General features: G+C 55.3%; 20 protein-coding genes. 4 read left to right on the forward strand and 16 right to left on the reverse strand.

Annotated elements, in window-relative coordinates; all coding sequences use genetic code 11:
- Window positions 1–52: 52 nt before the first annotated feature.
- Together BN3772_RS15025 and BN3772_RS15030 are read right to left on the reverse strand one after the other, a co-directional pair.
- Window positions 53–1,519: a sensor histidine kinase gene (locus BN3772_RS15025; protein WP_042200407.1), complete on the reverse strand. Its 1,467-nt coding sequence runs from the start codon at window positions 1,517–1,519 to the stop codon at window positions 53–55.
- Window positions 1,516–2,211 carry a response regulator transcription factor gene (locus tag BN3772_RS15030; protein WP_042200409.1) on the reverse strand — a complete coding sequence of 232 codons (696 nt, stop codon included), beginning with the start codon at window positions 2,209–2,211 and terminating at the stop codon, window positions 1,516–1,518. The genes BN3772_RS15025 and BN3772_RS15030 overlap by 4 nt, the downstream gene beginning before the upstream one ends.
- Window positions 2,212–2,478: 267 nt before the next feature.
- Here BN3772_RS15030 and BN3772_RS15035 point away from each other — a divergent pair, with 267 nt between their 5' ends.
- Window positions 2,479–2,871 carry a hypothetical protein gene (locus tag BN3772_RS15035; RefSeq protein ID WP_042200411.1) on the forward strand — a complete coding sequence of 131 codons (393 nt, stop codon included), beginning with the start codon at window positions 2,479–2,481 and terminating at the stop codon, window positions 2,869–2,871.
- Between the two features lie 80 nt (window positions 2,872–2,951).
- On the opposite strand, the gene BN3772_RS15040 is transcribed toward BN3772_RS15035, so the two are convergent.
- The gene (locus BN3772_RS15040; RefSeq protein WP_042200412.1) at window positions 2,952–3,989 is read right to left on the reverse strand and encodes an AI-2E family transporter; all 1,038 of its coding nucleotides are present in this window, start codon (window positions 3,987–3,989) and stop codon (window positions 2,952–2,954) included.
- A gap of 191 nt (window positions 3,990–4,180) precedes the next feature.
- On the opposite strand from BN3772_RS15040, the gene BN3772_RS15045 reads away from it, so the two are divergent.
- The gene (locus BN3772_RS15045; RefSeq protein ID WP_042200414.1) at window positions 4,181–5,020 is read left to right on the forward strand and encodes an SDR family oxidoreductase; all 840 of its coding nucleotides are present in this window, start codon (window positions 4,181–4,183) and stop codon (window positions 5,018–5,020) included.
- 184 nt (window positions 5,021–5,204) lie between these two features.
- Here the strand turns inward: BN3772_RS15045 and BN3772_RS15050 are convergent, their stop codons facing one another.
- The 8 genes from BN3772_RS15050 to BN3772_RS15085 all read right to left on the reverse strand — a co-directional run bounded on the left by BN3772_RS15050 (window position 5,205) and on the right by BN3772_RS15085 (window position 11,873).
- Window positions 5,205–5,645 carry a hypothetical protein gene (locus tag BN3772_RS15050; protein WP_042200416.1) on the reverse strand — a complete coding sequence of 147 codons (441 nt, stop codon included), beginning with the start codon at window positions 5,643–5,645 and terminating at the stop codon, window positions 5,205–5,207.
- A gap of 15 nt (window positions 5,646–5,660) precedes the next feature.
- Window positions 5,661–6,578, reverse strand: a complete 918-nt coding sequence (locus tag BN3772_RS15055) for an ABC transporter ATP-binding protein (protein WP_042200418.1) — start codon at window positions 6,576–6,578, stop codon at window positions 5,661–5,663.
- On the reverse strand, window positions 6,575–7,585 hold the full coding sequence (locus BN3772_RS15060; protein WP_042200419.1) for an ABC transporter ATP-binding protein: 1,011 nt from the start codon (window positions 7,583–7,585) through the stop codon (window positions 6,575–6,577). The genes BN3772_RS15055 and BN3772_RS15060 overlap by 4 nt, the downstream gene beginning before the upstream one ends.
- Window positions 7,586–7,600: 15 nt before the next feature.
- Window positions 7,601–8,446: an ABC transporter permease gene (locus BN3772_RS15065; RefSeq protein WP_042172175.1), complete on the reverse strand. Its 846-nt coding sequence runs from the start codon at window positions 8,444–8,446 to the stop codon at window positions 7,601–7,603.
- Window positions 8,447–8,450: 4 nt separating this feature from the next.
- The gene (locus BN3772_RS15070) at window positions 8,451–9,401 is read right to left on the reverse strand and encodes an ABC transporter permease (RefSeq protein WP_042200421.1); all 951 of its coding nucleotides are present in this window, start codon (window positions 9,399–9,401) and stop codon (window positions 8,451–8,453) included.
- An 83-nt stretch (window positions 9,402–9,484) separates the two neighbouring features.
- Entirely contained in the window at window positions 9,485–11,098 is a 1,614-nt protein-coding gene (locus tag BN3772_RS15075; RefSeq protein ID WP_042200422.1) for an ABC transporter substrate-binding protein, read from the reverse strand.
- 119 nt (window positions 11,099–11,217) lie between these two features.
- A complete protein-coding gene (locus BN3772_RS15080; RefSeq protein ID WP_042200423.1) occupies window positions 11,218–11,664 on the reverse strand; it encodes a peptidylprolyl isomerase in 447 nt (148 codons plus the stop codon).
- Complete coding sequence (locus tag BN3772_RS15085) at window positions 11,661–11,873, reverse strand: hypothetical protein (RefSeq protein WP_042200425.1); 213 nt, start codon at window positions 11,871–11,873, stop codon at window positions 11,661–11,663. Before BN3772_RS15085 ends, BN3772_RS15080 begins: the two co-directional genes overlap by 4 nt.
- 223 nt (window positions 11,874–12,096) lie before the next feature.
- Between BN3772_RS15085 and BN3772_RS15090 the strand changes: the two genes are divergently transcribed.
- Window positions 12,097–13,860 (forward strand): glycosyltransferase family 2 protein, encoded by a 1,764-nt coding sequence (locus BN3772_RS15090; RefSeq protein WP_042200427.1) that lies wholly within the window; start codon window positions 12,097–12,099, stop codon window positions 13,858–13,860.
- Window positions 13,861–14,673: 813 nt separating this feature from the next.
- Here BN3772_RS15090 and clpB read toward each other — a convergent pair.
- The 4 genes from clpB to BN3772_RS15110 form a co-directional block, all read right to left on the reverse strand.
- Entirely contained in the window at window positions 14,674–17,313 is a 2,640-nt protein-coding gene (gene clpB / locus BN3772_RS15095; RefSeq protein WP_042200429.1) for an ATP-dependent chaperone ClpB, read from the reverse strand.
- 72 nt (window positions 17,314–17,385) lie between these two features.
- Window positions 17,386–18,372 (reverse strand): DnaJ domain-containing protein, encoded by a 987-nt coding sequence (locus BN3772_RS15100; RefSeq protein WP_052380518.1) that lies wholly within the window; start codon window positions 18,370–18,372, stop codon window positions 17,386–17,388.
- A gap of 173 nt (window positions 18,373–18,545) precedes the next feature.
- Window positions 18,546–19,013 carry an Hsp20/alpha crystallin family protein gene (locus tag BN3772_RS15105; RefSeq protein ID WP_042200431.1) on the reverse strand — a complete coding sequence of 156 codons (468 nt, stop codon included), beginning with the start codon at window positions 19,011–19,013 and terminating at the stop codon, window positions 18,546–18,548.
- Between the two features lie 193 nt (window positions 19,014–19,206).
- Window positions 19,207–19,761, reverse strand: a complete 555-nt coding sequence (locus BN3772_RS15110; protein ID WP_042200433.1) for a GNAT family N-acetyltransferase — start codon at window positions 19,759–19,761, stop codon at window positions 19,207–19,209.
- Between the two features lie 103 nt (window positions 19,762–19,864).
- Here BN3772_RS15110 and pdxR point away from each other — a divergent pair, with 103 nt between their 5' ends.
- Window positions 19,865–21,316: a MocR-like pyridoxine biosynthesis transcription factor PdxR gene (pdxR, locus tag BN3772_RS15115; protein ID WP_042200435.1), complete on the forward strand. Its 1,452-nt coding sequence runs from the start codon at window positions 19,865–19,867 to the stop codon at window positions 21,314–21,316.
- A 66-nt stretch (window positions 21,317–21,382) separates the two neighbouring features.
- On the opposite strand, the gene BN3772_RS15120 is transcribed toward pdxR, so the two are convergent.
- On the reverse strand, window positions 21,383–22,384 hold the full coding sequence (locus tag BN3772_RS15120) for a helix-turn-helix transcriptional regulator (RefSeq protein WP_042200436.1): 1,002 nt from the start codon (window positions 22,382–22,384) through the stop codon (window positions 21,383–21,385).
- Between the last annotated feature and the right edge of the window lie 45 nt (window positions 22,385–22,429).

Genomic DNA, 22,429 nt, shown 5'->3' on the forward strand with positions numbered 1-22,429 from the left:
ATACCCCATACTTGTTTCCAAACCGCCGCAGGATGTTTCCAACTTGTAAACGTTATTGTATCAGCGGAAAAGAAAGCCGGAAGGCTGAGCCCTCACCCTCCGTATCCAGCAAAGCAATACTCCCGCCCTGCTTCTCAACCAGATTGCGTACCAGCGACAGTCCGAGTCCGGTACCGCCCGAAGCCCGGGCGCGGTCGCGGTTGACCGTAAAGAACGGCTCAAAAATTTTCTCCCGCGCCTCAGCCGGAATCCCGATCCCGGTATCGCTGACCGTAATCTCCACCCGGTCCTCCCGGACCTCGCTGCGCAGAGAGACCGTACCGCCCGGAACATTATACTTGATCGCATTATCAATCAGATTGATGAAGATATGCATAAAGCTCTCTTTGTCGATCCAGATATGCGCAGGCTCTGCCTCAAGGGTTAATGTCAGCCCGAAACGCTCCGCCTTGCCGTTCATCCGTCCGCATATATCCTGCAGCCCATCAGCCGCCTCGAATCTATCTGCCTGTGATTCAAAATCATATTTCTCCAGCGCCGTCAGCTGCAGCACCTTATCCACCATCTCATACAGCCGGTCTGTCTCCTTGGCAATGCTGATCTTGGCCTCCAGCAGCAGCTGGGGATCATCATCATACATGTTAAGCAGGTCCACGTAGGCTTTAATCGAAGTAAGCGGTGTTTTGAATTCATGGCTGATATTGCCGATATACTGCTTCTGCTGCTGCTCCAGCGCCTGAAGCTTGGTTACGGCGAGCTGCAGCTTGCGCTGTTCTTCATCCTTGGCGGCAATGCTTGATTCAATCTCCCTGCTCATGTAATAAATGCCCTCCGCCAGCTCACCCAGCTCATCCCTGCGCTCCAGCGGCGGGGCGGGGATATATTCGGCGCGGCGGATCGATTCCGCCGCCTTCTTCAGCCGGCTGATGGCTACGGCTGCCCGGTTAAAATACAAATAACCGGTGATGAAGCTGAGCAGCAGCACAGCAGCTCCGGTGGTCAGGAACAGATTGCGGAGCGTCTGCTGGAACGCCTGCGCATTCTTCAGCGGGTATTGGAGCTGCACTACGCCCATCTGTGCCTCCGGACCTTGAAGGGGGGCCAGATACAGCAGCTTGTCCCCCTTGCTCTGGTAGGCGATTTTGTTCTGCAGTGCATAAGTGAGCGCCTCTGCCGTGCCTGGACCTCCGGGCACGGGAACGCCCTGCACCGAGGTTCCCGCCTGCTCACCCTGCGCATCATAGAGCGTTACCTCAAGGCCGGTGAAGCCCGCCAGCTCCGTCGCCAGCTCACGCCCCCGCCGCTGCAGGAACTGCTGCGGCTCAAGCCGTACGCCGGTATAATAGGCCTGCTTCACCCGCAGGTTGACTGTTTTGACATGCTGGGCAAGGGAAGCCTCCGCCTGGGTCTGCTCATTGCGCTCCACCCCGCGCAGGACGAAATAGCTCAGAACGCTAACCGCCAGAATAAGCAGGAGGCCCAGGAACAGGCTGAATTTCAGCTTGATGCTGAATCTCATGGGTAGCTCCCTGCCGGCACTGCTTTATAACCTACCCCGTAGACGGTCTGCAGCATATTCTGATACGGGTCGCCAAGCTTTTTACGCAGCCGCTGAATGTGAATATCCACCGTACGTGTGCCGCCGGCATAGTCCATCTCCCAGACCTGCTCCAGCAGCTCCTCGCGCATATATACGCGCTGCGGGTGAGAGAGCAGGAGCAGCAGCAGATCGAATTCCTTCGGCGTCAGCTCCAGCTCCTCCGCCTTAAGCTCGGCAGAACGCCGCTCCGGATAGACACGCAGCTCCCCGTACTCAAGCACCTCGCCTATAGATTCGCCCGTCTTCTTCTCCAGCCTGCGCAGCAAAGCCTTAACCCGGGCCAGCAGCTCGCGGATTTCGAACGGCTTCGTCATATAATCGTCTGCCCCCAGCTCAAGGCCGATGATTTTATCAACAATGTCATTTTTGACTGTCAGCAGAATAATACCGATATCATCACGGTCTTCCAGCCGCCGGCATACATCATAGCCGTTCAGCTTCGGCATCATAACATCCAGCACCAGCACACTCGGCCGGAAGGTCTGCACCTTGGAGAGCGCCTCCTCCCCGTCGCCTGCCGTATCTACTTCATAGCCCTCCCGCCGGAGTGCGTAGGCAATTGCGCCGGATATGCTCTGTTCATCGTCGACGACCAGCACTTTTTTATTCATGGGCGGTTCACCCCTTACCCTTATGGTTTATTTACTATCTGGCACTGCTTCCCGCAGTAACCTTTCTGCTTCTGCTGATAGTATAACTTGAATTGTCTGTGCGGCCAAAGGCGCCGGCCGTCCGCATTCAAACTTTAGGTAATCTTTAACCGGACTTAAGCTTAGCCTCAGCTTTCCCGTTTATAATGCACTTAAGCATACTTATCCTAACCGACCCAGCCTATAACCCCCTGCCGATATAATTAACTATGAAAAGAGGATATTTACATGAATATAAAACGAGTGATGATTGTCGGGACCATGATTGTTGCCATGTCTTTTGGAGGAACGTCCTGGGGCAGAACCGCCGCCCTTGCCTCTCCGGTAGCCAAATGGTCCACCTCGACCCCTGTGGCTGACAAGGATGCGCTGCTGGACGCGCTGAACCAGTCCTCTGATGAAGAGCTGTACGAGTCGCTGTATGAAGGCAAATCCCTGAAGGATATCGCAGCAGAGAACGGCGGCAACGTGGACAGCGTTATTAATCTGCAGGTGGCACAGCTTACAGAGCAGCTGGATCTCCGGCTGGCCGGCGGCAGCATTACGGCTGAGCAGTACATAGCCCAGACAGCCGAGCTGAGAGAACTCGTAACCGAAAGCGTCACCACGACATTCGGCTGATTTCGGAAAGCAGGATTCCCGCTTGAGCATGTAAAAAAGGCAGCCGTTCAGCAGTTATCTGCTGGCGGGCTGCCTGTTTATTATTTTAAGGCCTTGGGCGGCTCATCGCGGGTAATCTCGAGAATATCCAGGAAGAATACAAAGATCGGAATCCCGAGAATCAGGCCCCAGATTCCAATGTAATGCTCAGAGAAGAGCAGCACGATGAAGGTATAGAACATCGGCAGGTTCATCTTCGAGGACATCAGCTTCGGATTGAGGAAATAGCCCTCCATAAAGTGCAGTACGGCGATCATGGCAAGTACATAGATAACCATTTCAAGCCCGCCGATGTTATAGCCGATAATGCAAAGCGGAACCAGTGAGATAACAAAGCCGACCACCGGGATCAGGCTGAGCAGGAAAATCATGATGGATAGCGCAAACAGGTAAGGGAACGGTGAGAAGAACATGCCCAAAATCCACAGTCCGATAACGGTGAACACGGTATTGAACAGTGCGATCAGAATCTGAGCTTCAATAACCTTACCGAAGGAGGAAATGAATTTTTTGCCGAAATACTCAAGCTCGACGTAGAACCAGGAAATCTTGCTCTCTCTCAGGCGGGAAGTAAAGCTGACAATGCGGCCCTTTTCCAGGATGAAAACAAAGCTCAGAATGGTGGATAATACGAAGGTGGTGCCCCAGTTGCTGATTTTGAACACATAATCAATTCCGCCCTTGAGGTAGGACTGGTAATTGAGGTCCTTGAGCATGTCGAACAGATACAGCATGATCTGGTTTTGCGGAATATCGTCAGAAGTCAGGTTCGTTAGATAAGTGGTTAATTGCTTGACTTGCTCGAACACTTTGGGTAAATATTTAACCAGGGCAAGCACGATCATCGCGATCAGCGCCATGTACAGAACGACAATAATGACTTTGCTGTTCACTTTGACGAACTTGCTGATCCGCTTCGTCAGCAGAACCTGAAAGCTGTTCATCACATAAGCAATCAAAAATGTCAGGAGCACTAAATTAAGCATATCTCTGATACTGTAGAGCAGCAGACCGATCAGCACTAAAATCCCAAAGCGCCGGACCGTCAAATTTGCGTAATAACGCTTAAACACTTCCATCGTTCCTCTCCATTCGCTTGTAGCTATTCACTCCATTACAGTCTACCGTAATGAAAACGATCCTACAATATAAGGTGTCCGCAAAAATACGCGAAAATGCAGTCTTTATGTAAACTTAAGAAAGCTGCACCCGCTTTATGCTGCAATGTGTAAAAATATGTTCCAGCTACCAATAAGGAGGCAATAAGGATATGGGTAAAATTATCTGCATTACCGGCGCATCCTCCGGAATCGGCCTGGCAACGGCTCTGCTTTTCGCAAGGGAAGGCTGGACTGTATATGCCGGGACACGGAATCTGGAACGCGATCAGGAGCTCTACCTTGATAAAAGCAATCTGCATTTTGTGCAGCTCGAGGTCACCGATCCGGCCAGTATCCAGGCGGTTACCGGAAGGATCGCGCATGAGCACGGTACACTGGATGTGCTGTTTGCTAATGCCGGCTACGGCTATCTGCGCGCTCTTGGACAAGCGCCGATGGAAGATATTCACCGCGTGTTTGAGACAAATGTCTACGGAGTGATGCAGACTATTCAGGCTGCACTGCCGCTTTTGCAGAAGAGCGGAAATGCCCATATTGTCGCAACCTCAAGCGTAGGCGGGCTTGTCGGCCAGCCGATGAACGAAATTTACTGTGCCAGCAAGTTCGCGGTAGAGGGGCTGCTCGAAAGCCTGGCTACCTATTACAAGCCGCAGTTCAACATTGATGTAACCCTGCTGGAGCCGGGAGCTATTGCTACGGAATTCACCAAAACGGTGATGGGCCATGTAGCTGTTACCGGAGGCATTCTGGAGGATGAGTACAAGCCTGTAATTGATGCCTATACCGCAGCCTTTTTGCAGCGTAATGTAGAGCCGCAGACAGCTGAGTCCGTAGCTGATGTAATGTGGGAGCTGGTGCACATGGAGACCAAGCCGGTGCGTATCCGCACTTCAGAACGGGCCGAAGCCTTCGTAGCACATAAAGTAAAGGCAGACCCTACCGGGCTGGACGGTGTGCTCAGCACCCGTAAGATTCAGCTGAACATGTAGACAGCGCTTTCCCCTATTCAGAGCAGGCTCCGGCGGCTAGACGCATTTCCTTAGACTTCCCTTAGTCTATTTCATGCTGCCACTGCTGTGTTTATCCCTTTTTCCTGTGTCCGCAACATAAATGTAACAAAAACGGCCTTCCGGTATGAGACCGGAGGGCCGTTAATTTATTCCATACTTTGCTTTACCGCTGAACCGGCTCGATCCGGTAAGCTCCGTCTGCCTGCGAAGCAGCGGGAGTAATCTGCCAGCCGAATGACAGAACCTGCTCCACCCGGGCTTTTTCCCCGGCAGTCAATTCAGCCTCAACCGCCTCTTTTCCCTCTTCCAGCTCCAGCTTCGGCTCTTTGCCAAGCGCAACCAGAATCCAGCTGCGGATGCCGCGGATCGTGTTGTATTTGATCTGATAGCCTTCCGTAACAGCCTGCCGGTACTCCTCAGGCTTCTCTGCCGCAAAGGCAGCCAGCTGCTTATAATCGAATTGGAACGGGCTGTTATCCTCCGGCAGCTCTGCTGCGGAAGTAATCCCGAGCAGCTGCTCATCAGACCAGCCCTGTCCGCGCAGCGACTCAAGCAGCAAGGCATCCCATTGCGATAATTTGACTTTACCCACTGATTCCGTCATTTCATTACCTCCTGTTTATTCCTTGAAATCATAAGCTACAAAGTGGCCAGGGCTTACTTCCTGCAGCGGTGCTGCTTCGCCCTCGCCCCGTGAGACGGAGAAGCCGTCCAGATGGATGCGCTCCGTCGCCTTCAGCGGATCTGTCTCCAGAATGGAGGACAGCAGCGCTCTGGTATACGGATGAAGGGGATTGTCATACAGCTCATCGCTGTCTGCTACCTCAACCAGCCGTCCGCCGTACATCACGCCGATCCGGTCGGAGATATGCCGGACCATCGACAGGTCATGGGCGATGAACAGATAAGTCAGCCCGAATTCGGCCTGCAGATCCTCCAGCATGTTAACCACCTGGGCCTGAACGGAGACGTCGAGCGCCGAGATCGGCTCATCGCAGACGACGAACTCCGGTCTTACCGACAGCGCCCGGGCAATGGAAATGCGCTGGCGCTGCCCTCCGCTGAACTCATGGGGATAGCGGTACAGATGCTCCCGCTTCAGGCCTACCCTTTCCAGCAGCGCAGCTGCCGCTTCCTTGCGCTCATCGCCCTGGTGTACACCGTGAATTTTCATCGGCTCGCTGATCAGTTCCAGCACATTCAGACTGGGATTCAGCGAGGAGTACGGGTCCTGAAAAATCGACTGAATCCGTCTGCGGAACGGCTTCAGCTGCTTCTCGCCCAGGCGCCCGAGCGGCTGCCCGTCAAAGGATACTTCACCGCTCGTATAATCGTACAGCCGCAGCAGGCAGCGCCCGACCGTTGACTTGCCGCTGCCCGACTCGCCGACCAGCCCGAAGGTCTCTCCGCGGCGGATCTGGAAGCTTACGCCGTCCACTGCCTTCAGCACAGATGTATCACGTCCGCGCAGGTCCTTGCCCTTGGAGAAATGCTTCTTCAGATTATTTACGTCTACTAGTATCTTACTCCCGCTCACTGTGTAACGCCTCCTTCCACAGCCGGTGCTACCGGCTGTACGCCAGCCGCCAGCCAGCACATCGAGCGGTGTCCGGGCGACAGCTCAGTCACCGGCGGGCGCTGGCTGCAGCGCTCAAAGGCATGCGGGCAGCGTTCCATGAACGGGCAGCCCGGAGGCGGGTTCAGCAGATCGGGCGGTGTGCCCTCGATCGGGATCAGCCGCTCGCGCGAGCCGCCGCCGCGCTTCGGAATCGAGCGCAGCAGCCCTTGCGTATACGGGTGCTGCGGGCGGTAGAAGATGTCTTCGACCGTCCCCTCCTCCATGACCAGTCCGCCGTACATGACGATAACCCGGGTGCAGACCTGCGCCACCACACCAAGATCGTGGGTAATCAGCGCGACTGCGGTATCCGACTTGCCCTTCAGCTCCTTGAACAGGTCGAGAATCTGCGCCTGAATGGTCGCGTCAAGCGCCGTGGTCGGCTCATCAGCGATCAGGAGCTCCGGCTGGCAGGAGAGCGCCATCGCGATCATGACCCGCTGGCGCATCCCGCCGCTGAATTCATGCGGATACTGGTTCAGCCGCTGCTCAGGGTCACGGATACCGACCTGACGCAACATTTCAGCCGCTTCCTTGTTGGCGTCCGCTTTATTTAATCCGCGGTGTCTGCGGATGACTTCCGTTAATTGCCGGCCGATTTTTTTAACCGGATTCAGCGAGGTCATCGGGTCCTGAAAGACCATCGCGATCCTATTGCCGCGCAGCTTCCGCCATTCCTTCTCGGAAAGACCAGTCAGCTCCTTGCCCTGAAACTGAATCCTGCCGGAGGTAATCCGGCCCGGCGGAGTAATTAGCGACATGATCGCTTTGGCAGTTACACTTTTGCCGCTGCCGGATTCTCCGACGATTCCGACAGTTTCGCCTGCATTGATATGGAAGCTCACACCCCGCACAGCCTGGTTCTCACCGTCACGGGTGGAGAATGATACCTGCAGATCCTCAACAGAGAGCAGCCGCTCACTCATGATGTTTTCACTCTCCTATCTCCGGATCAGCTTAGGTTCAAAGCCGACCCGTAAAATATCACCCAGCACATTAAAGCTCAGCACTGTCAGCAGAATCATCAGCCCCGGAAAAAGCGCCAGATAAGGCGCCTGGGCAATATAGCCTTGCGCACTGTTCAGCATGCTGCCCCAGGTGGCGTTCGGCGGCTGTACACCGAAGCCGAGGAAGCTAAGCGAGGATTCCATCATTATGGCTGAAGCGATGTTATTCGTTGCTCCTACAATCGTAACCGGAATCAGCCCCGGCAGTATATGCCGCCATATGATGCCGGAAGCGCTTTGGCCTGAGGCCTTGGCATACAGCACATATTCCCGTTCCTTGATCGTGAGCGTCTCCGCCCGGATGACGCGGGCTACGCTCATCCACATCAGCAGGGCAATAATAATGATGATATTGCCGACGCTAGGCTTCAGGAACACACTTAACAGCAGCAGGATTAGAAAAGACGGAATCGACATGATAATATCCAGTATCCGCATAAGCAGATTATCCAGCCAGCCGCCGAAATAGCCGCTGATGACGCCTACGGCTACACCGATAACGGTGGCAACAATCATTGAAGCAAAGCCGACGAGCAGGGAGACCCGCCCGCCGTAAAGCGCACGTGCCAGATAATCCCGGCCGTAATCATCCGTCCCGAACCAGTGGGCGCTGCCCGGCGGTGTCAGTCTGTTCATCGCGTCCATCGCATTCGGGTCATAGCCGGACAGGAAGGCAAAAATCGCTCCCAGCGTAAAGACAACCAATATAACGAGTGCGGCGACACCCAGACCGTTCGTAAACAGCTCGGACTGCAGGTTCTTCCATTTACTGCGATTCATGAGGTCACCCCTTTAATTTAATACGCGGATCTACAAAGCTGTAGAGAATATCCGCTGCCAGGTTGCCGATGATCAGCATCAGCGATGAGAATAGCGTTATGCCCATAATGACCGGATAATCCATCCCACGGACGGCTGTCATCCCCAGTGAACCGATACCCGGCCAGGAAAAGACGGTCTCCGTCACAATCGCTCCGGCTACCAGATCGCCCATAGACATTCCGAGCAGCGTGATAACCGGCAGCAGGACATGCTTCAGGACATGCCGGAACAGAATTGTCGACTTCTTGGACCCGAAGGCATACTGAATCTGTACATATTCTTCCTTCAGCTGTCCGATTGTACTGGACCGGATATAACGGACATAGGTCGCAAGGAAACCAAAGGCCAGAACGGTGCAGGGCAAAATGCCGTGCTTCAGCACATCAACGGCGGATTCCACGCCAATGGTACGCATACCCATGCTTGGCAGCAGGTGCAGCTTAATCGCGAACAGATACATCAGCAGAATCGCCAGCCAGAACAGCGGAACCGAAATACCGATGTAAGCAATAAGATTAACCAGCTTGTCTACCCAGCGGTTACGGTTTGCTCCGGCAATCAGGCCAAGCGGAACCGCCAGCAGCACGGCCAGCGCAATGGCGCTGCCCATCAGGCCCGCTGTAGCAGGCAGACGTTCCAGAATCTGGCCCAGCACAGGCTGGTGGTTAACCAGAGAGTAGCCGAAATTGCCCTGAACCATCTCGCCTAACCAGATAAAATATTGAATATAGGCCGGTTTGTCCAAGCCAAGATTATGGCGGATCCGTTCGATATCATCGGCATGCATATTAGGTGTAACGAAGGACAGCACCGGATCTCCCGGCGCCAGCTTAATCATGGCAAAGCAGACAACCGATACGAAGAACAGCATCGGGATGGTCTGCAGCAGCCTACGGACGATGAGTTGTCTCATACGTAATTCTCCCAGCTCATGATCGGCAAAAAAATAAGCTGGAGGTCCAGCTTATTTTTGGCCGTGCTTATTTTGGACCGTTCTTATTTCTGATAGATCTTGGACAGGTCTTCGAAGATTACGACCGGCTTCAGGACAGCCTCGTCGATGCCGCCGTAGTTCTTGGATACAGCTACAACAGTCTTAGTATACGCGATCGGATAGATCGGCGCATCCTCAGCAATGATGTCCTGTACCTGCTTGTAAATGTCAGCACGCTTGGCAGTATCCGCTTCGCCTGCGCCGTCATTCAGCAGCTTGTCGACTTCGGTATTAGAATAATGCGAGTAGTTGGAAGAAGCATCGGTTGTGAACAGAATGCGGTAAGCATCCGGATCATAGCCCATGATATAACCGGTCAAGGCCAGCTCATAATCAGTAGCCTTCAGGTCGATGAACTTCTGCACCCATGCGGAGGAATCCATGTTCTGCAGTTCAACTTCAACGCCGATTTCCTTCAGCTTCTGCTGAACATACAGGGAGATGGCCTCCTGTGCCTTGTTGCCGCTCTGCACGATATATCTCAGCTTCAGGTTGCTTTCGCCGGCAGCTGCCAGGAGTTCCTTCGCTTTTGCAGCGTCGTTATCAAAGGTGGTTACGTCATTGGTGAAGTACAGGGCATCCGGGGTCAGGAAGGACTTGGCCGGATCTGCATATTCACTGGAGGTATACGCGGTCTGGATCAGCTCATCGCGGCTGAGGGCCAGGGACAGCGCCTGACGGACTTCTTTTTTGGCAAGTGCGCCGGTATCGCTGTTCGCATTGAACATCAGATATGCCAGACGTCCTTCACTATAAGGCAGGACTTCGAAATTGTTAGTGGCTTGGATCGTCGCTACATCCTTAGGATCAAGGTATTGTACATTGATCTCACCGTTCTGCAGGGCCAGGTTAGCCGCGTTGGCATCCTTGGCAATACGGTACGTTACGGAATCCAGATGCGGCTTGCCGCCGAAGTAGTTATCAAAACGCTCCAGCGTCAGATACTCGCCAGCTTTGTACTCTTTGAATTTGAACGGGCCGGAGCCTACAGGAGAAGCATTCTTTGTGCTCTTCTCGATGTCCGCCTCATTCTCGAAGACATGCTTCGGAATCGGGGATACCTGCACCAGTGTGGCTTCGAACGCCGGGCTGACCTGCGGAAGCTTGAACTCAACCGTCAGATCGTCCACCTTGGTAGCTGTGATCGGCTGGTCGTTGATCAGGAAGTTGGCGCGCAGGAAGCTGTTCTGCTTCTCGTCCAGAATGCTGTCGATCGTGAATACCACGTCATCAGCAGTCAGCTTCTCGCCGTCATGCCAGGTCAGGCCGTCCTTCAGCTTCAGTGTGTAAGTCAGGTTGTCTTCCGAAGGGGTGAGGCTTTCTGCCAGATAAAAGGTTTTCTCGCCATTGTTCACCTGGAACAGCGGCGCGTAAAGGGCCTGGTCAATAGTCAGGCTGACACGGTCGCCTGCGTAATTCGGATTCAGCACCTGCGGATCGGAAGCTACTCCGATAATCAGGCTGCCTCCATCTTTCGGTTCTGTGCTGGCAGCTGCTTCAGTAGCCGCCGGTGTCGCATTTGTATTGGTCGATGCCGCGTTGTTTCCGCCGGAGCATGCGCTAATCAAAAATGTTAACAGCATTAGAACGGCAATTCCGGATAACCCTCTTTTCATATGTATCTCTCCTTCTCTATGTGAGCAATGTCACTTGCTGTTTTTGAATTATATATCGGAATACTCGGAATTACAATCATTGATTTTTCATAAATATTAATTAGAGCAAAATAGTAGTGTTACTCCTGATGGCACTCGCGAGCCCATACGCTGATCTCCCTGATAACGTCACCGCGTCTGAGTGTGTCTACATGCTCCATTCCTGCCGTTACACCGCCGAACACGGTATGCCACGGGTCCAGATAGTCAAAGGCATCATAGCAGATAAAAAACTGGCAGCTGCCCGTATTCGGCCCGAAATGGGCCATCGAAAGCGCCCCGCGTACATGCTTGTGCGGATTATTCTGCGTTTCACAAGGGATCTTCTCCGTACCTCCGCGTCCCGTACCTTCCGGGCATCCGCCCTGGGCGACAAAATTACGGACCACCCGCTGAAAGGCCAGGCCGTTATAAAAGCCGCTGTTCGCCAGCTTCTCAAAATTGGCAACTGTGCCCGGAGCCTCCTGCTCATAAAGCTCCAGCTCAATAACCTGCCCTTTTTCCAGGGTAATAGCCGCCCGCTTCATACAATATCCTCCGCTGACTGCGGATTATGGGGACTGCCGAACCGGACAATCGTCTTGGCCGCTTTTTCCGGAGCGTATATTTCCTCTATATCTTCATCCAAAAGGGCCCTGAACTGCCCTTCCTCATCATGCCAAAACACCTCGGCGCGCGGATTCATCGCCAGCAGCAGCTTAATCAGCTGCTCCACCTTCAAGGGTGACTGCTCCATTCCCCCCACTCCTCTCACTCTTATGTAAGGTTAACATCTGTTTAAGCGGTATTGTACAACAGCCCCTCTCAAAGCACCAATCCATAAATTTCCTGAATGCTGCAAAAAATCAGGATTAGTCTAGTACTTCTCTCAATATATTGAATACATATAATTCATATCATCTATTTGCATATATGAGGGGATGTACAATTATGGTGACCCTGCACAGGAGTGTCAGGCTATGAGTGAGACGAAGATCCGGGTGCTGCTCGGCAGCCCGATCCATCAAAAACCGCAGATCCTGGAGCCTTTTCTGAACTCGCTTTTGCGCCTGCGGCGTGACGGAATCGTGCTGGACTTTTATTTTATTGATGACAATGAGGATTCTGCCTCTACTCTGCTGCTGCAGAGGTTCGCCCCGGCCGGCAGTGAAGTGTTCCTGCAGTCCTCCGGCTTCAGTGATGCCTATATCCGCAATGACACCACCCATTACTGGAACTCCGATCTGGTCTGGAAGGTAGCCGGGTTCAAAAATCTGATGATCCGGCGGGCCGAGGCCTTCGGCTATGATCATCTGTTCCTGATTGATTCCGATCTGATTCTTCATCCCGGCACCCTGCTGCATCTGATCGGCACACAAAAGGATATCATCTCGGAGGTGTTCTGGACCCAGTGGCAGCCCGGAACGATGCTGCAGCCGCAGGTCTGGATGCATGACGAGTATAACCAGTGGGAGATCCTGCCCGGTGAAAAGCCCGGTCCGGAGGAGATCAGCCGCCGGTTCCACGCCTTTTTGGCCAAGCTGCAGCTGCCGGGTATCTATGAGGTCGGCGGCCTCGGGGCCTGCACCCTGATCAGCCGGCGGGCAATCTGCGCAGGTGTCAGCTACGACATGATCCGCAACATCTCCTACTGGGGCGAGGACCGCCATTTCTGTATCCGGGCTGCCGCCCTCGGCATCGCGCTGTATGTCGATACCCATTACCCGGCGCTGCATCTGTACCGTGACAGCGACCTGGAGAAGGTCGCTGATTACCTCCGGCTGACGACAGTCGAGCCGGCAGCGGACGCGGGCAGTGCGGCTGGTGAGAGCGGGCTGGCTGATCTAATTCAGGCCCGGGCAAGTGCGGAGGAGCCCGATACTGCTGCTAATGCAGCTGCAGACGGTGGTCCGGATGGAACGGCGGATACTGCAGCTTCGGGCCGGAACTCGGATCAGATGGCAGAGGATACGGCGGGCGTGAACCGGGACGGGTACGGCATTGAGCTTGCGGAGAGCGCAAGGCCGGAGCGGACAGCGCCGGACAGGCGGCCCAAGCTCACACTTACGATGGTTGTCAAAAACGAGAGCGGGCGCTTCCTCCGGCAGGTTCTGCAGGAACACCGCAAATACATTGATGAAGCTGTTATTATTGATGACGGCAGCACCGACAATACGGCAGACATTTGCCGTGAGGTACTACAGGGCATCCCGCTTCGCCTGGTGCGCAATGACATCTCCAAATTCGGCAATGAAGCCGAGCTGCGCATGCAGCAATGGGAGGAAGTTACCGCAACGAACCCTGAATGGATCTTGAGCCTTGACGCCGATGAGGTGTTTGAAGCACGCTTCGCCCGGGACATCGGCCTTCTGCTGCAGGAGGAGGGCTGCGACCTCTTCTGCTTCCGTCTGTATGATTTCTGGGATGACAACCATTACCGGGACGATAAATATTGGCGCTCCCACCAGAGCTACCGGCCGTTCCTGCTGCGTTACCGGAAGGAGTTCAACTACGTGTGGAACAACTCGCCGCAGCATTGCGGGCGGCTTCCGGAGAACAGCTTTGAGCTGCCGCACCAGCTCAGCAATCTGCGCCTCAAGCATCTGGGCTGGTCCAAGCCGGAATACCGGCTTGATAAATACCTGCGCTACATGCTGCTGGACCCTGAAGGCCAATACGGCTGGAAGGAGCAGTATCAGTCCATCCTCGACCAGCAGCCCAAGCTGGTTCCCTGGGTAGAATAACCGTACCCCTGGGTAGAATAACCGTACTGATAAAGAATAGTGTGTTTATTCGCAGCAATGTATCATATCCGTCTGCAGCACCCTGCTGGTTATTCACCATACTATAGTTCTATAGTTCGCCAGATAATCCATTTTGTATTACCGGCTAAGATCATATGGACTGACTTGGCTGGCTTTATGTGAGCTTATGCTCGACGGAGGCATGCTGCAGAGAGCTCCAACGGCTGATCTGCCCTTCACAGACTAATTTTGCCCTATAGAGACTTTCGCGGTCAGCTACCGGGCCGGCCAAACAGCCTAGTCTGCAGTTTAACTGCACTCTGTACAGCTATTCCTAACCAAAACAAGCCCGCAGCGTCCTTTAATTGCAGTTTGTGCAATTAAAAGTCCGCCGACGGGCTTTTTGGGCTGAAAAGTCCGGATATAGCTGCACGAAATGCAGCTATATCTGAAAAAGCCGGATTTCCAGCCTGTTTAATTGTACAAAGTGCAGCTATTCCTCATGGATGCTTCCGGAAGGCCGGAATCTTCCTGCTACAGAAGAAATGCTGCCTGCGGTGGCCCTCCAGCCGGCAACCATCCACAACCACATACATTCGCCGCTATCTCCAGCCGGACAACTATCCACAACCGCACACATTCGCTGCTATCTCCAGTTGGGCAACTATCCACAACCGCACACATTCGCTGCTATCTCCAGCTGGGCAGCCATACACATTCCCCACTATCCCCAGCCGGCAACCATCCACAGCCGCACACATTCGCTGCTATCTCCAGCCCGGCAGCCTCACACCCTCTGCTATCTCCGGCCGGTCAGACCTTGCCTGATGCAGCCGGCACAGGCTGAAGGATAGACACACTCAGCTTGCCGTCTGCTTCATCAACAGCCAGGAACGAGCCTTCCTCCGCTTCGCCGGCGATCAGCGCCCGTGCGACCGGCGTCTCCAGACTGCGCTGGATGAACCGCTTGAGCGGTCTCGCCCCATAGACCGGGTCGAAGCCCTCCTTCGCAATGAAGCCGACTGCCGCATCGCTAAGTGTTAGCCCGATGCCCCGTTCGGCCAGCCGCAGGCGCAGGCCGTCGGCCAGCTTGACGACGATCTGTGCGATCTCCGCCATCGTCAGCGGTTTGAACATAACAATGTCGTCCACCCGGTTAAGGAACTCCGGGCGGAAATGGCCGCTCAGCTCCTTCATTACACGGTCCTTGACGGCCTGGGTAAGATCACCATTGTCATCTGTTCCCTGGATCAGATGCGGCGAGCCGATATTCGAGGTCATGATGATGATCGTATTCTTGAAGTTAACAACCCGGCCCTGTGAATCGGTCAGCCGTCCGTCATCGAGCAGCTGCAGCAGAATGTTGAACACATCGGGATGGGCCTTCTCGACCTCATCGAGCAGGACGACCGTATAAGGCTGGCGCCGGACCGCCTCAGTGAGCTGGCCGCCCTCCTCATAACCAACGTAGCCCGGAGGCGCACCGACAAGACGGGAGATGCTGTGCTTCTCCATGTATTCCGACATGTCGATACGGATCATGCCGTCCTCCCGGTCGAACAGCGAGACTGCCAGCGCCTTGGCCAGCTCGGTCTTGCCGACCCCGGTCGGACCGAGGAACAGGAACGAGCCGATCGGACGGTTCGGGTCCTTAATCCCGGCCCGGGCGCGCAGCACGGCATCCGCCACCAGCGATACAGCCTCTTCCTGGCCGACAACCCGCTCATGCAGCGTCTCCTCAAGCCGCAGCAGCTTATCCCGCTCGCCTTCGACAAGCCTGCTGACCGGAATACCGGTCCAGCGCGACACGATGTCGGCGATCTCCTCCTCAGTCACAGCTTCGCGCAGCAGCCGGGTCTCCTGATCCTGCTGCGCTGCTTCCTCAGCTGCCTTCACCTGCTTCTCCAGCTCCGGAATGATGCCGTAGCTGAGCTCAGCAGACTTGTTCAGGTCATATACCTCCTGGGCATCAACGAGATCCTTGCGGGCCTGCTCCAGCTTCTTCTTCACGTCGCGGATGCCCTGGATGGCCGACTTCTCCTTCTCCCAGCGGGCGGTCATGGTGAGATGCTTCTCCTTCAGATCGGCCAGCTCCCGCTGCAGATTCTCCAGCCGGCGCGCGCTGGCATCATCGGTTTCCTTCTTAAGCGCCGCTTCTTCAATCTCCATCTGCATCAGGCGGCGGGTTACCTCATCCATCTCGCCGGGCATCGAGTCAATTTCTGTACGGATCATCGCACAGGCTTCGTCCACCAGATCAATCGCCTTATCCGGCAGGAAGCGGTCTGTGATATAGCGGTCTGACAGCACACCGGCAGCGACGAGGGCACTGTCATGGATTTTGACCCCGTGATGCACCTCGAACCGTTCCTTCAGCCCGCGCAGAATGGAGATGGTATCCTCCACATCCGGCTCACTGACCAGGACCTGCTGGAAGCGGCGTTCCAGGGCCGGGTCCTTCTCAATATATTTGCGGTACTCATCCAGTGTGGTTGCACCGATACAGTGCAGCTCGCCGCGGGCCAGCATCGGCTTCAGCATGTTGCCGGCATCCATCGCGCCTTCGGTTTTACCCGCACCGACGATAGTATGCAGCTCGTCAATGAACAGAATAATCCGGCCGTTGCTCTCACGGATTTCCCTCAGCACCGCCTGCAGCCGCTCCTCGAACTCTCCCCGGTATTTCGCACCGGCAACCAGAGCACTCATATCCAGCGAAAAGATCGTTTTGTCCTTGAGCCCCTCAGGGACATCCCGGCGGACAATCCGGTGGGCCAGGCCCTCAACGATCGCCGTCTTTCCGACCCCCGGCTCCCCGATCAGTACCGGGTTGTTCTTCGTCTTACGGGAGAGGATGCGGATCACCCGGCGGATTTCCCCGTCGCGTCCAATGACCGGGTCGATTGTACCGGCCCGCACCTCAGCGACCAGATCACGGCCGTACTTCTCCAGCACCTCATAGGTGGCCTCAGGCTCCCGGCTGGTCACCCGCTGATGGCCGCGGATCTCAGCCAGCACGCCCAGCAGGCTGTCACGTGTAATTCCGCGGCTGGTAAACAGGCCGCGCAGCTCCCGGTTGCCGCTGCCGGTATCCGAGACCATCGCCAGCACGGCGTGCTCCACGGCTACGAATTCGTCGTGCATCGCAGCCGCCTCCTTCTCGGCCTGCTCCAGCACTTCAATTAAGGAGGCCGACGCATATCGCCGCATGGTGCCGGCGCCTGAACCGCTGACACTCGGCTTCCGCTGCAGCAGCTCTTCGGTGCCGCGCAGCAGCTCAGCCGCCGGAAGATTCAGCTTCTGCAGCAGTCTTGGCAGCAGGCCCTCCTGCTGCTGGAGCAGCGCCTTAAGCAAATGGAGATTGCCGATCTCCTGATGCCCGGCAGCAGCCGCCAGGGATTGTGCCGCAGCAACCGCTTCCTGCAGCTTCTGCGTTAGCTTGTTGAAATCCATATGCATTCATCACCTTTCGTGAGATCTATTTCATCATCTGTTATTGCTTTTCCTTATTATTAACCAGCCTGCTTAGCCCATAGCCGCCTTCTGCCGCTCTTGTCCGCCGCTTCCGCACCTTACTCCTGCCTGATAGCTGCTTGTATCAGCCAGCCTGCGGTAGAGCACCTTTTCTGCTTCGCCCGTTCCCTCGGGAATTACAATCTCAAGCCGCAACAGGATATCGCCGTGGATGCCGTTCCGGCGCTTCAGTCCCTTGCCCGGAATGCGCAGCGTGCGGCCGCCTGCTGTTCCGGCCGGGATCTTCAGCTTAATGCTGCTGCCGTCAGGCAACGGTACCCTGGCTTCGCCGCCAAGCACCGCCTGCCATGGCGCTATTTCAACCGTGCCGTGCAGATCCCCGTCTTCAACGCCGTAAATATCATGCGGCGCGAGCTGCAAGACGATCAGCAGCTCCTCACCCTGGCCGGCCGCATCCGGCACCCGGATCACGGTTCCCTCCGGTGAGCGCGGCGGAATGCTGACCGCTACCTCCCGCCCGCCGGCCTTTACGCTTACATTGCCGCCCTTATAGGCCTGCTCCAGCGTGATTTCCAGCTGGGCCTGCATCATACTAGGCCCTCCGCCGAAGCCGCTGCTGCTGCCAAAAAAATCAAAGCCGGCCCGGCCCGCCGCCCCCCGGCTCCCAAAAAACATCCCGAACAGGTCGTCTTCACCGAACCCGCTGCCGGGAGCGGAATATGCACTGCCCCGGTCTTCCCCGAATGCTGAATCCCAGCCGGCCTGCCGGCCCGTTGCCGGACCGTCTGCACGCCAGCCGCCGGCAGAGCCGAAGCCGGCAGCCCCGTAGCGCAGCTCCTCATCATATGCCGCCCGCTTCTCTTCATTGCCCAGCACCTCGTAGGCTTCCGCAGCTTCCTTGAACCGGGTCTCCGCCTCCGGGGCTTTATTCACATCGGGATGCCACTGCTTTGCAAGCTTCTGGTAGGCTTTTTTGATTTCCTGTCTGCTTGCCTGCCTGCTTACCCCGAGCGCATCGTAGTAATTTTGGCCCGCCATGAGATTCCTCTCCTTTCAGAGACTCTGCATACCATTTCACACTATCTATGCTATTCATAAAAGACGCATCATAGCCGGGAAACCCACTACAATGCGCCTTTGTATAGACTGCTATATAAAAAGCCCGGCGGAGCCGCCCCGGACTGCTTCAGCTCTCCGCCCGGCTTAACAGCTTACTGAAGCTGCGGTCCGGAGTTGCCGGGGTCCTGAATTTCAATCCGCTTTCCGGCGGCTTTCTGCCGTTTTGGCACCTCTAGCATCAGCAGTCCGTCCTTAAGCGAGGCCCGGATGTCATCCCCGTTAATATCCTGCACATAGAAACGGCGGACATATTCGCCATAACGCCGCTCCCGGCGTACAACCTGCTGCTGGCTGTTCTCCCCGCTCTTCTCTTCCTTGCGCACTGCCTTGATCGTCAAGTAAGGGCTGGCATAATCAATGTCGATATCGTCCTTGCTGAAGCCCGGCAGTTCAGCCTCAATCAGATAAGCCTGCTCACTCTCGCGGATATCTGTCCGGAATGACAGGGCACTGCCGGTCACCGGGCCAAAAAACTCATCATTAAATACATCATGTAACGACTTTGCCATTGCACCAAAAACATCATCTCTGCGTTTTCCAAAAGGGACCAAATCAAACATCTTCCATTCTCCTCTCATTGACTTTTTTTAATTTTACTTTGACCTTATTTGACCTTTATTATGGCTTTATTATAATCATGCTGCACCGCAGGATCAAAACCCGAAAAAGCCGAAAAACCGTTAAATTCCGGCATTTCGGCATGGTTTTCGGCTGTTTATTTAGCCGCTCCATTTATTTGACCTATTTTGACCTTTATTTTAAATATCGCTCCCGGTACTCATGCTCCAGCATGCTCATCATTACAACATCATGGTACTCATGATTATAAAAAAGCGTCTGCCGGCGCACGCCCTCCCGCACAAAGCCCACACTCTCATAGACATGCTCAGCACGGCTGTTATAGGTGTATACCTCCAGCTCGATTCTGTGCAGATTGAGAATGCCGAAGCCGTAATCAAGCATCAGCAGCAGCGCTTCCCGCCCGTAACCCTGATTCTGATGCCGCTCTTCACCGACAGCCAGACGCAGGCTGGCGGTACGGTTGCCCCGGTCCATATCCTGTATTGCAATATCGCCGATAACCTCATCGTTCTCTATCAGGGCAATCAGCAGCAGCACACTGCTGTCATCACCCGCCTTGCGGTCGATATAGCCGGAAATCTGCTCCTTTGTAATATGCTTCTGTGTTCCGGTCAGCCGGCGTGTCTCCGCTCCAAAGAACATATGGTAATACAGCCCGGCGTCCTCCCCGTTCAGCGGGCGCAGATATACGCGTTCCCCTGTTAATAAACCTGAATGCCTGCTCATAATGCCATCCCCTGTCTCTATTGATAACTCTATAGTAATGCGAATCTGTATCTTATAAAATATACAAAACAAGCAAATACCAAAGGACAGATGGGAGAAACCGATGCTGATAAACCCGATGCTGAGCGATGACCGGAAGCTTCCGTACTACATACAGCTGTATGACTATTTCAAAAAAGAGATTCTTGGCGGCGTTCTGCCTGCCGGCACCCGCCTCCCCTCCATCCGCAGCCTGGCGGCGCAGCTGAATATCAGCGCCACTCCCGTTGAGCTGGCCTACCAGCAGCTGGTCTCCGAGGGGTTTGTCACCAGCCGGCCGCGCAGCGGATATAGCGTCCAGCCGATGCATGCACTCGGCTGGACAGAAGCTGCGGCAGAGCCGGCGGAATGCTACAAGCAGCTGCCAGCCCAGGCTTTACCAGCGATTACACCCCGCGACCCGCAGCAGTACACTTATGATTTTCATATCTCCAAAAATGATTTCTCACTATTCCCCTACAAAATCTGGCGCAGCCTCTTTCAGGAGCAGCTCGCTAATCCCGATCTGCTGCAATACGGCGATCCTCAGGGTGAACCGGCCCTGCGCGGCAGCATTGCCGCCCACCTGCGGCAGTTCCGCGGGCTGCGCTGCATGCCGGAGCAGGTGGTTATCGGCGGCGACCAGCATCAGCTCTCCTCGCTGCTCTGTCACATTCTGCCCCCGGGAACCCGGCAGCTTGCCATTGAAGACCCCGGATATCATCTGCTGCCGTCCGCATTTCGCAGAGGGGGCTATGAGATTATTCCTGTTCCCCTGGAGGAGGACGGGCTGAATGTAGAGAAGCTGCGCAGCAGCGGGGCAAGCGCCGTATACATCTCTCCGTCCCACCAGTTTCCGTGCGGAATGATTATGCCCATAGCCAAGCGCCACGCCTTGCTGGACTGGGCCGTATCTGCAGGCAGTTATATCATTGAGGATGATTATGACGGCGAATTCCGCTATCACGGCAGGCCGGTTCCCTCCCTGCAGGGACTCACGGAGAACAGTCCGGTGGTCTATATGGGCAGCTTCGCCCAGTCTGTCGCCCCTGCCCTCTGTATACATTACATGGTGCTGCCGGCGAGCCTGCTTCCGGTATACCGCAGCCTCGCAAGGGAGCTGTACCTGGAGCACTCCGCTTCGCGGCTGAACCAGATTGCACTGCATTATTTTATGGAGCGGGGCCATTTCGCCAGACATTTACGGCGGATGCGGCTGCACTACCAGAAGAAACACGACGCTCTGCTGCAAGCCGTACAGCTGTACTTCGGAGAACAGGCAACAGTCCGCGGCCAGGGCGCCGGCTTTCACCTCCTGCTGCGGCTGAACAGCTGCGGTAATGCACGTCTGCTGGCAGATACAGCTGCATTAGCCGGAATCCGTGTCACCCCGGCATCCTATACCTGGTGGAAGCAGACGGAGCACAATCCGCCGGAGTTCATTCTCGGATTCGGGGCGATTCCCGAGGATCGAATCCGTGCGGGTATCCGCCTGCTGGCAGAGGTCTGGCTAAAGGATTCATGCTTCCGCTCCTAGCTTGTCCGTGCGTAATATTCGGCACTCGCTGTCCAAAGACACTCTCTCCTGCTCTGCGGCAGGACTTCAGCTGTATTTCTCCAGCAGCTCTTCAAGCACAGCCCTCAGCTCCTTGACCAGTTCAGCCGGCTCCTGAACGGTCGCTTCATGGCCGATGCCGATAAGGAATCCGGCGAAGTAACGCAAGTCACGATCCGGAACATTCCCTTCCAGTCTGCCAGTGCCGTCAGAGTGTACATGAAGCAGGGACGATGACCACATTTCCCCCTCACAGGCCTGAACTCCCTTAACGGTCAGTTCCACGCGCAGCCGGAGCCGGTTCCCGTCTTCTCCCGGCTCCGGCTTCAGCCCGTCCCCCTCCTGCTGCCCTTCCGCCATTCCCTCTGCCTCAAATGTATGCCTGTTTCCCAGATGCACCCGGCGAAGATCAAGCGGCGTAAGGCCGGAAGCATCCCCGGTTACAGAATCAATCCGGTCACAGCGGAAGACCCGCAGACCGCGGCGCAAAAAACAATAGGCCGGGCAATACCACAGCCCGCCTGCGGCATAAATGCCAACCGGCTGGACTGGACGCAGCCTGCGCTCACCCTGCGATTCATAGCCGATCAGCAGTACCTTTTGCTCCACGGCTGCTTCCAGCAGTATGGACAAATAAGGGAACTCTGCCTCCCGCGCCGGAATTACGAAATCAATCCGGTTTTTCAAGTCATCAATCTTATCCCGCACATCTCCGGGCATATAATTATAGAATTTATGCAGAGCAGAAACCGACTCTTCCTTAAAAGGGAGATATTCATAGTGGCGCAGGGCATGGCTGGCAAAAAAAATCGCCACAGCCTCCTCCTCCGTAAAAGCAATCGGCGGCAAAATCCGTTCCTTCAGCACCTGATAGCCGCCGTGCGGCCCTACCTCTGAATACAGCGGCACCCCAAGCTCACTCAGCTCCTGCAGATCCCTGAGAATCGTCCGGGTGGACACGCCGAACTCATCAGCCAGCTCTCTGACGGTAAATTTCCGCTTGCGGTTGACTGTCATCATCAGGTCGAGCAGCCGTTTGGATTTAGACATGGCATAAGCTCCATTTCTTTTTATTCATGACAATAGTTGTCACTA

Source organism: Paenibacillus camerounensis (genome assembly GCF_000723885.1).
GTDB classification, from domain to species: domain Bacteria; phylum Bacillota; class Bacilli; order Paenibacillales; family Paenibacillaceae; genus Paenibacillus_AQ; species Paenibacillus_AQ camerounensis.

Coding starts and splice junctions, on each gene's coding strand:
- BN3772_RS15025 (WP_042200407.1), bottom strand. CDS start 1,519: ATGAGATTCAGCATCAAGCTGAAATTCAGCCTGTTCCTGGGCCTCCTG.
- BN3772_RS15030 (WP_042200409.1), bottom strand. CDS start 2,211: ATGAATAAAAAAGTGCTGGTCGTCGACGATGAACAGAGCATATCCGGC.
- BN3772_RS15035 (WP_042200411.1), top strand. CDS start 2,479: ATGAATATAAAACGAGTGATGATTGTCGGGACCATGATTGTTGCCATG.
- BN3772_RS15040 (WP_042200412.1), bottom strand. CDS start 3,989: ATGGAAGTGTTTAAGCGTTATTACGCAAATTTGACGGTCCGGCGCTTT.
- BN3772_RS15045 (WP_042200414.1), top strand. CDS start 4,181: ATGGGTAAAATTATCTGCATTACCGGCGCATCCTCCGGAATCGGCCTG.
- BN3772_RS15050 (WP_042200416.1), bottom strand. CDS start 5,645: ATGACGGAATCAGTGGGTAAAGTCAAATTATCGCAATGGGATGCCTTG.
- BN3772_RS15060 (WP_042200419.1), bottom strand. CDS start 7,585: ATGAGTGAGCGGCTGCTCTCTGTTGAGGATCTGCAGGTATCATTCTCC.
- BN3772_RS15065 (WP_042172175.1), bottom strand. CDS start 8,446: ATGAATCGCAGTAAATGGAAGAACCTGCAGTCCGAGCTGTTTACGAAC.
- BN3772_RS15070 (WP_042200421.1), bottom strand. CDS start 9,401: ATGAGACAACTCATCGTCCGTAGGCTGCTGCAGACCATCCCGATGCTG.
- BN3772_RS15075 (WP_042200422.1), bottom strand. CDS start 11,098: ATGAAAAGAGGGTTATCCGGAATTGCCGTTCTAATGCTGTTAACATTT.
- BN3772_RS15080 (WP_042200423.1), bottom strand. CDS start 11,664: ATGAAGCGGGCGGCTATTACCCTGGAAAAAGGGCAGGTTATTGAGCTG.
- BN3772_RS15085 (WP_042200425.1), bottom strand. CDS start 11,873: ATGGAGCAGTCACCCTTGAAGGTGGAGCAGCTGATTAAGCTGCTGCTG.
- BN3772_RS15090 (WP_042200427.1), top strand. CDS start 12,097: ATGAGTGAGACGAAGATCCGGGTGCTGCTCGGCAGCCCGATCCATCAA.
- clpB (WP_042200429.1), bottom strand. CDS start 17,313: ATGGATTTCAACAAGCTAACGCAGAAGCTGCAGGAAGCGGTTGCTGCG.
- BN3772_RS15100 (WP_052380518.1), bottom strand. CDS start 18,372: ATGGCGGGCCAAAATTACTACGATGCGCTCGGGGTAAGCAGGCAGGCA.
- BN3772_RS15105 (WP_042200431.1), bottom strand. CDS start 19,013: ATGTTTGATTTGGTCCCTTTTGGAAAACGCAGAGATGATGTTTTTGGT.
- BN3772_RS15110 (WP_042200433.1), bottom strand. CDS start 19,761: ATGAGCAGGCATTCAGGTTTATTAACAGGGGAACGCGTATATCTGCGC.
- pdxR (WP_042200435.1), top strand. CDS start 19,865: ATGCTGATAAACCCGATGCTGAGCGATGACCGGAAGCTTCCGTACTAC.
- BN3772_RS15120 (WP_042200436.1), bottom strand. CDS start 22,384: ATGTCTAAATCCAAACGGCTGCTCGACCTGATGATGACAGTCAACCGC.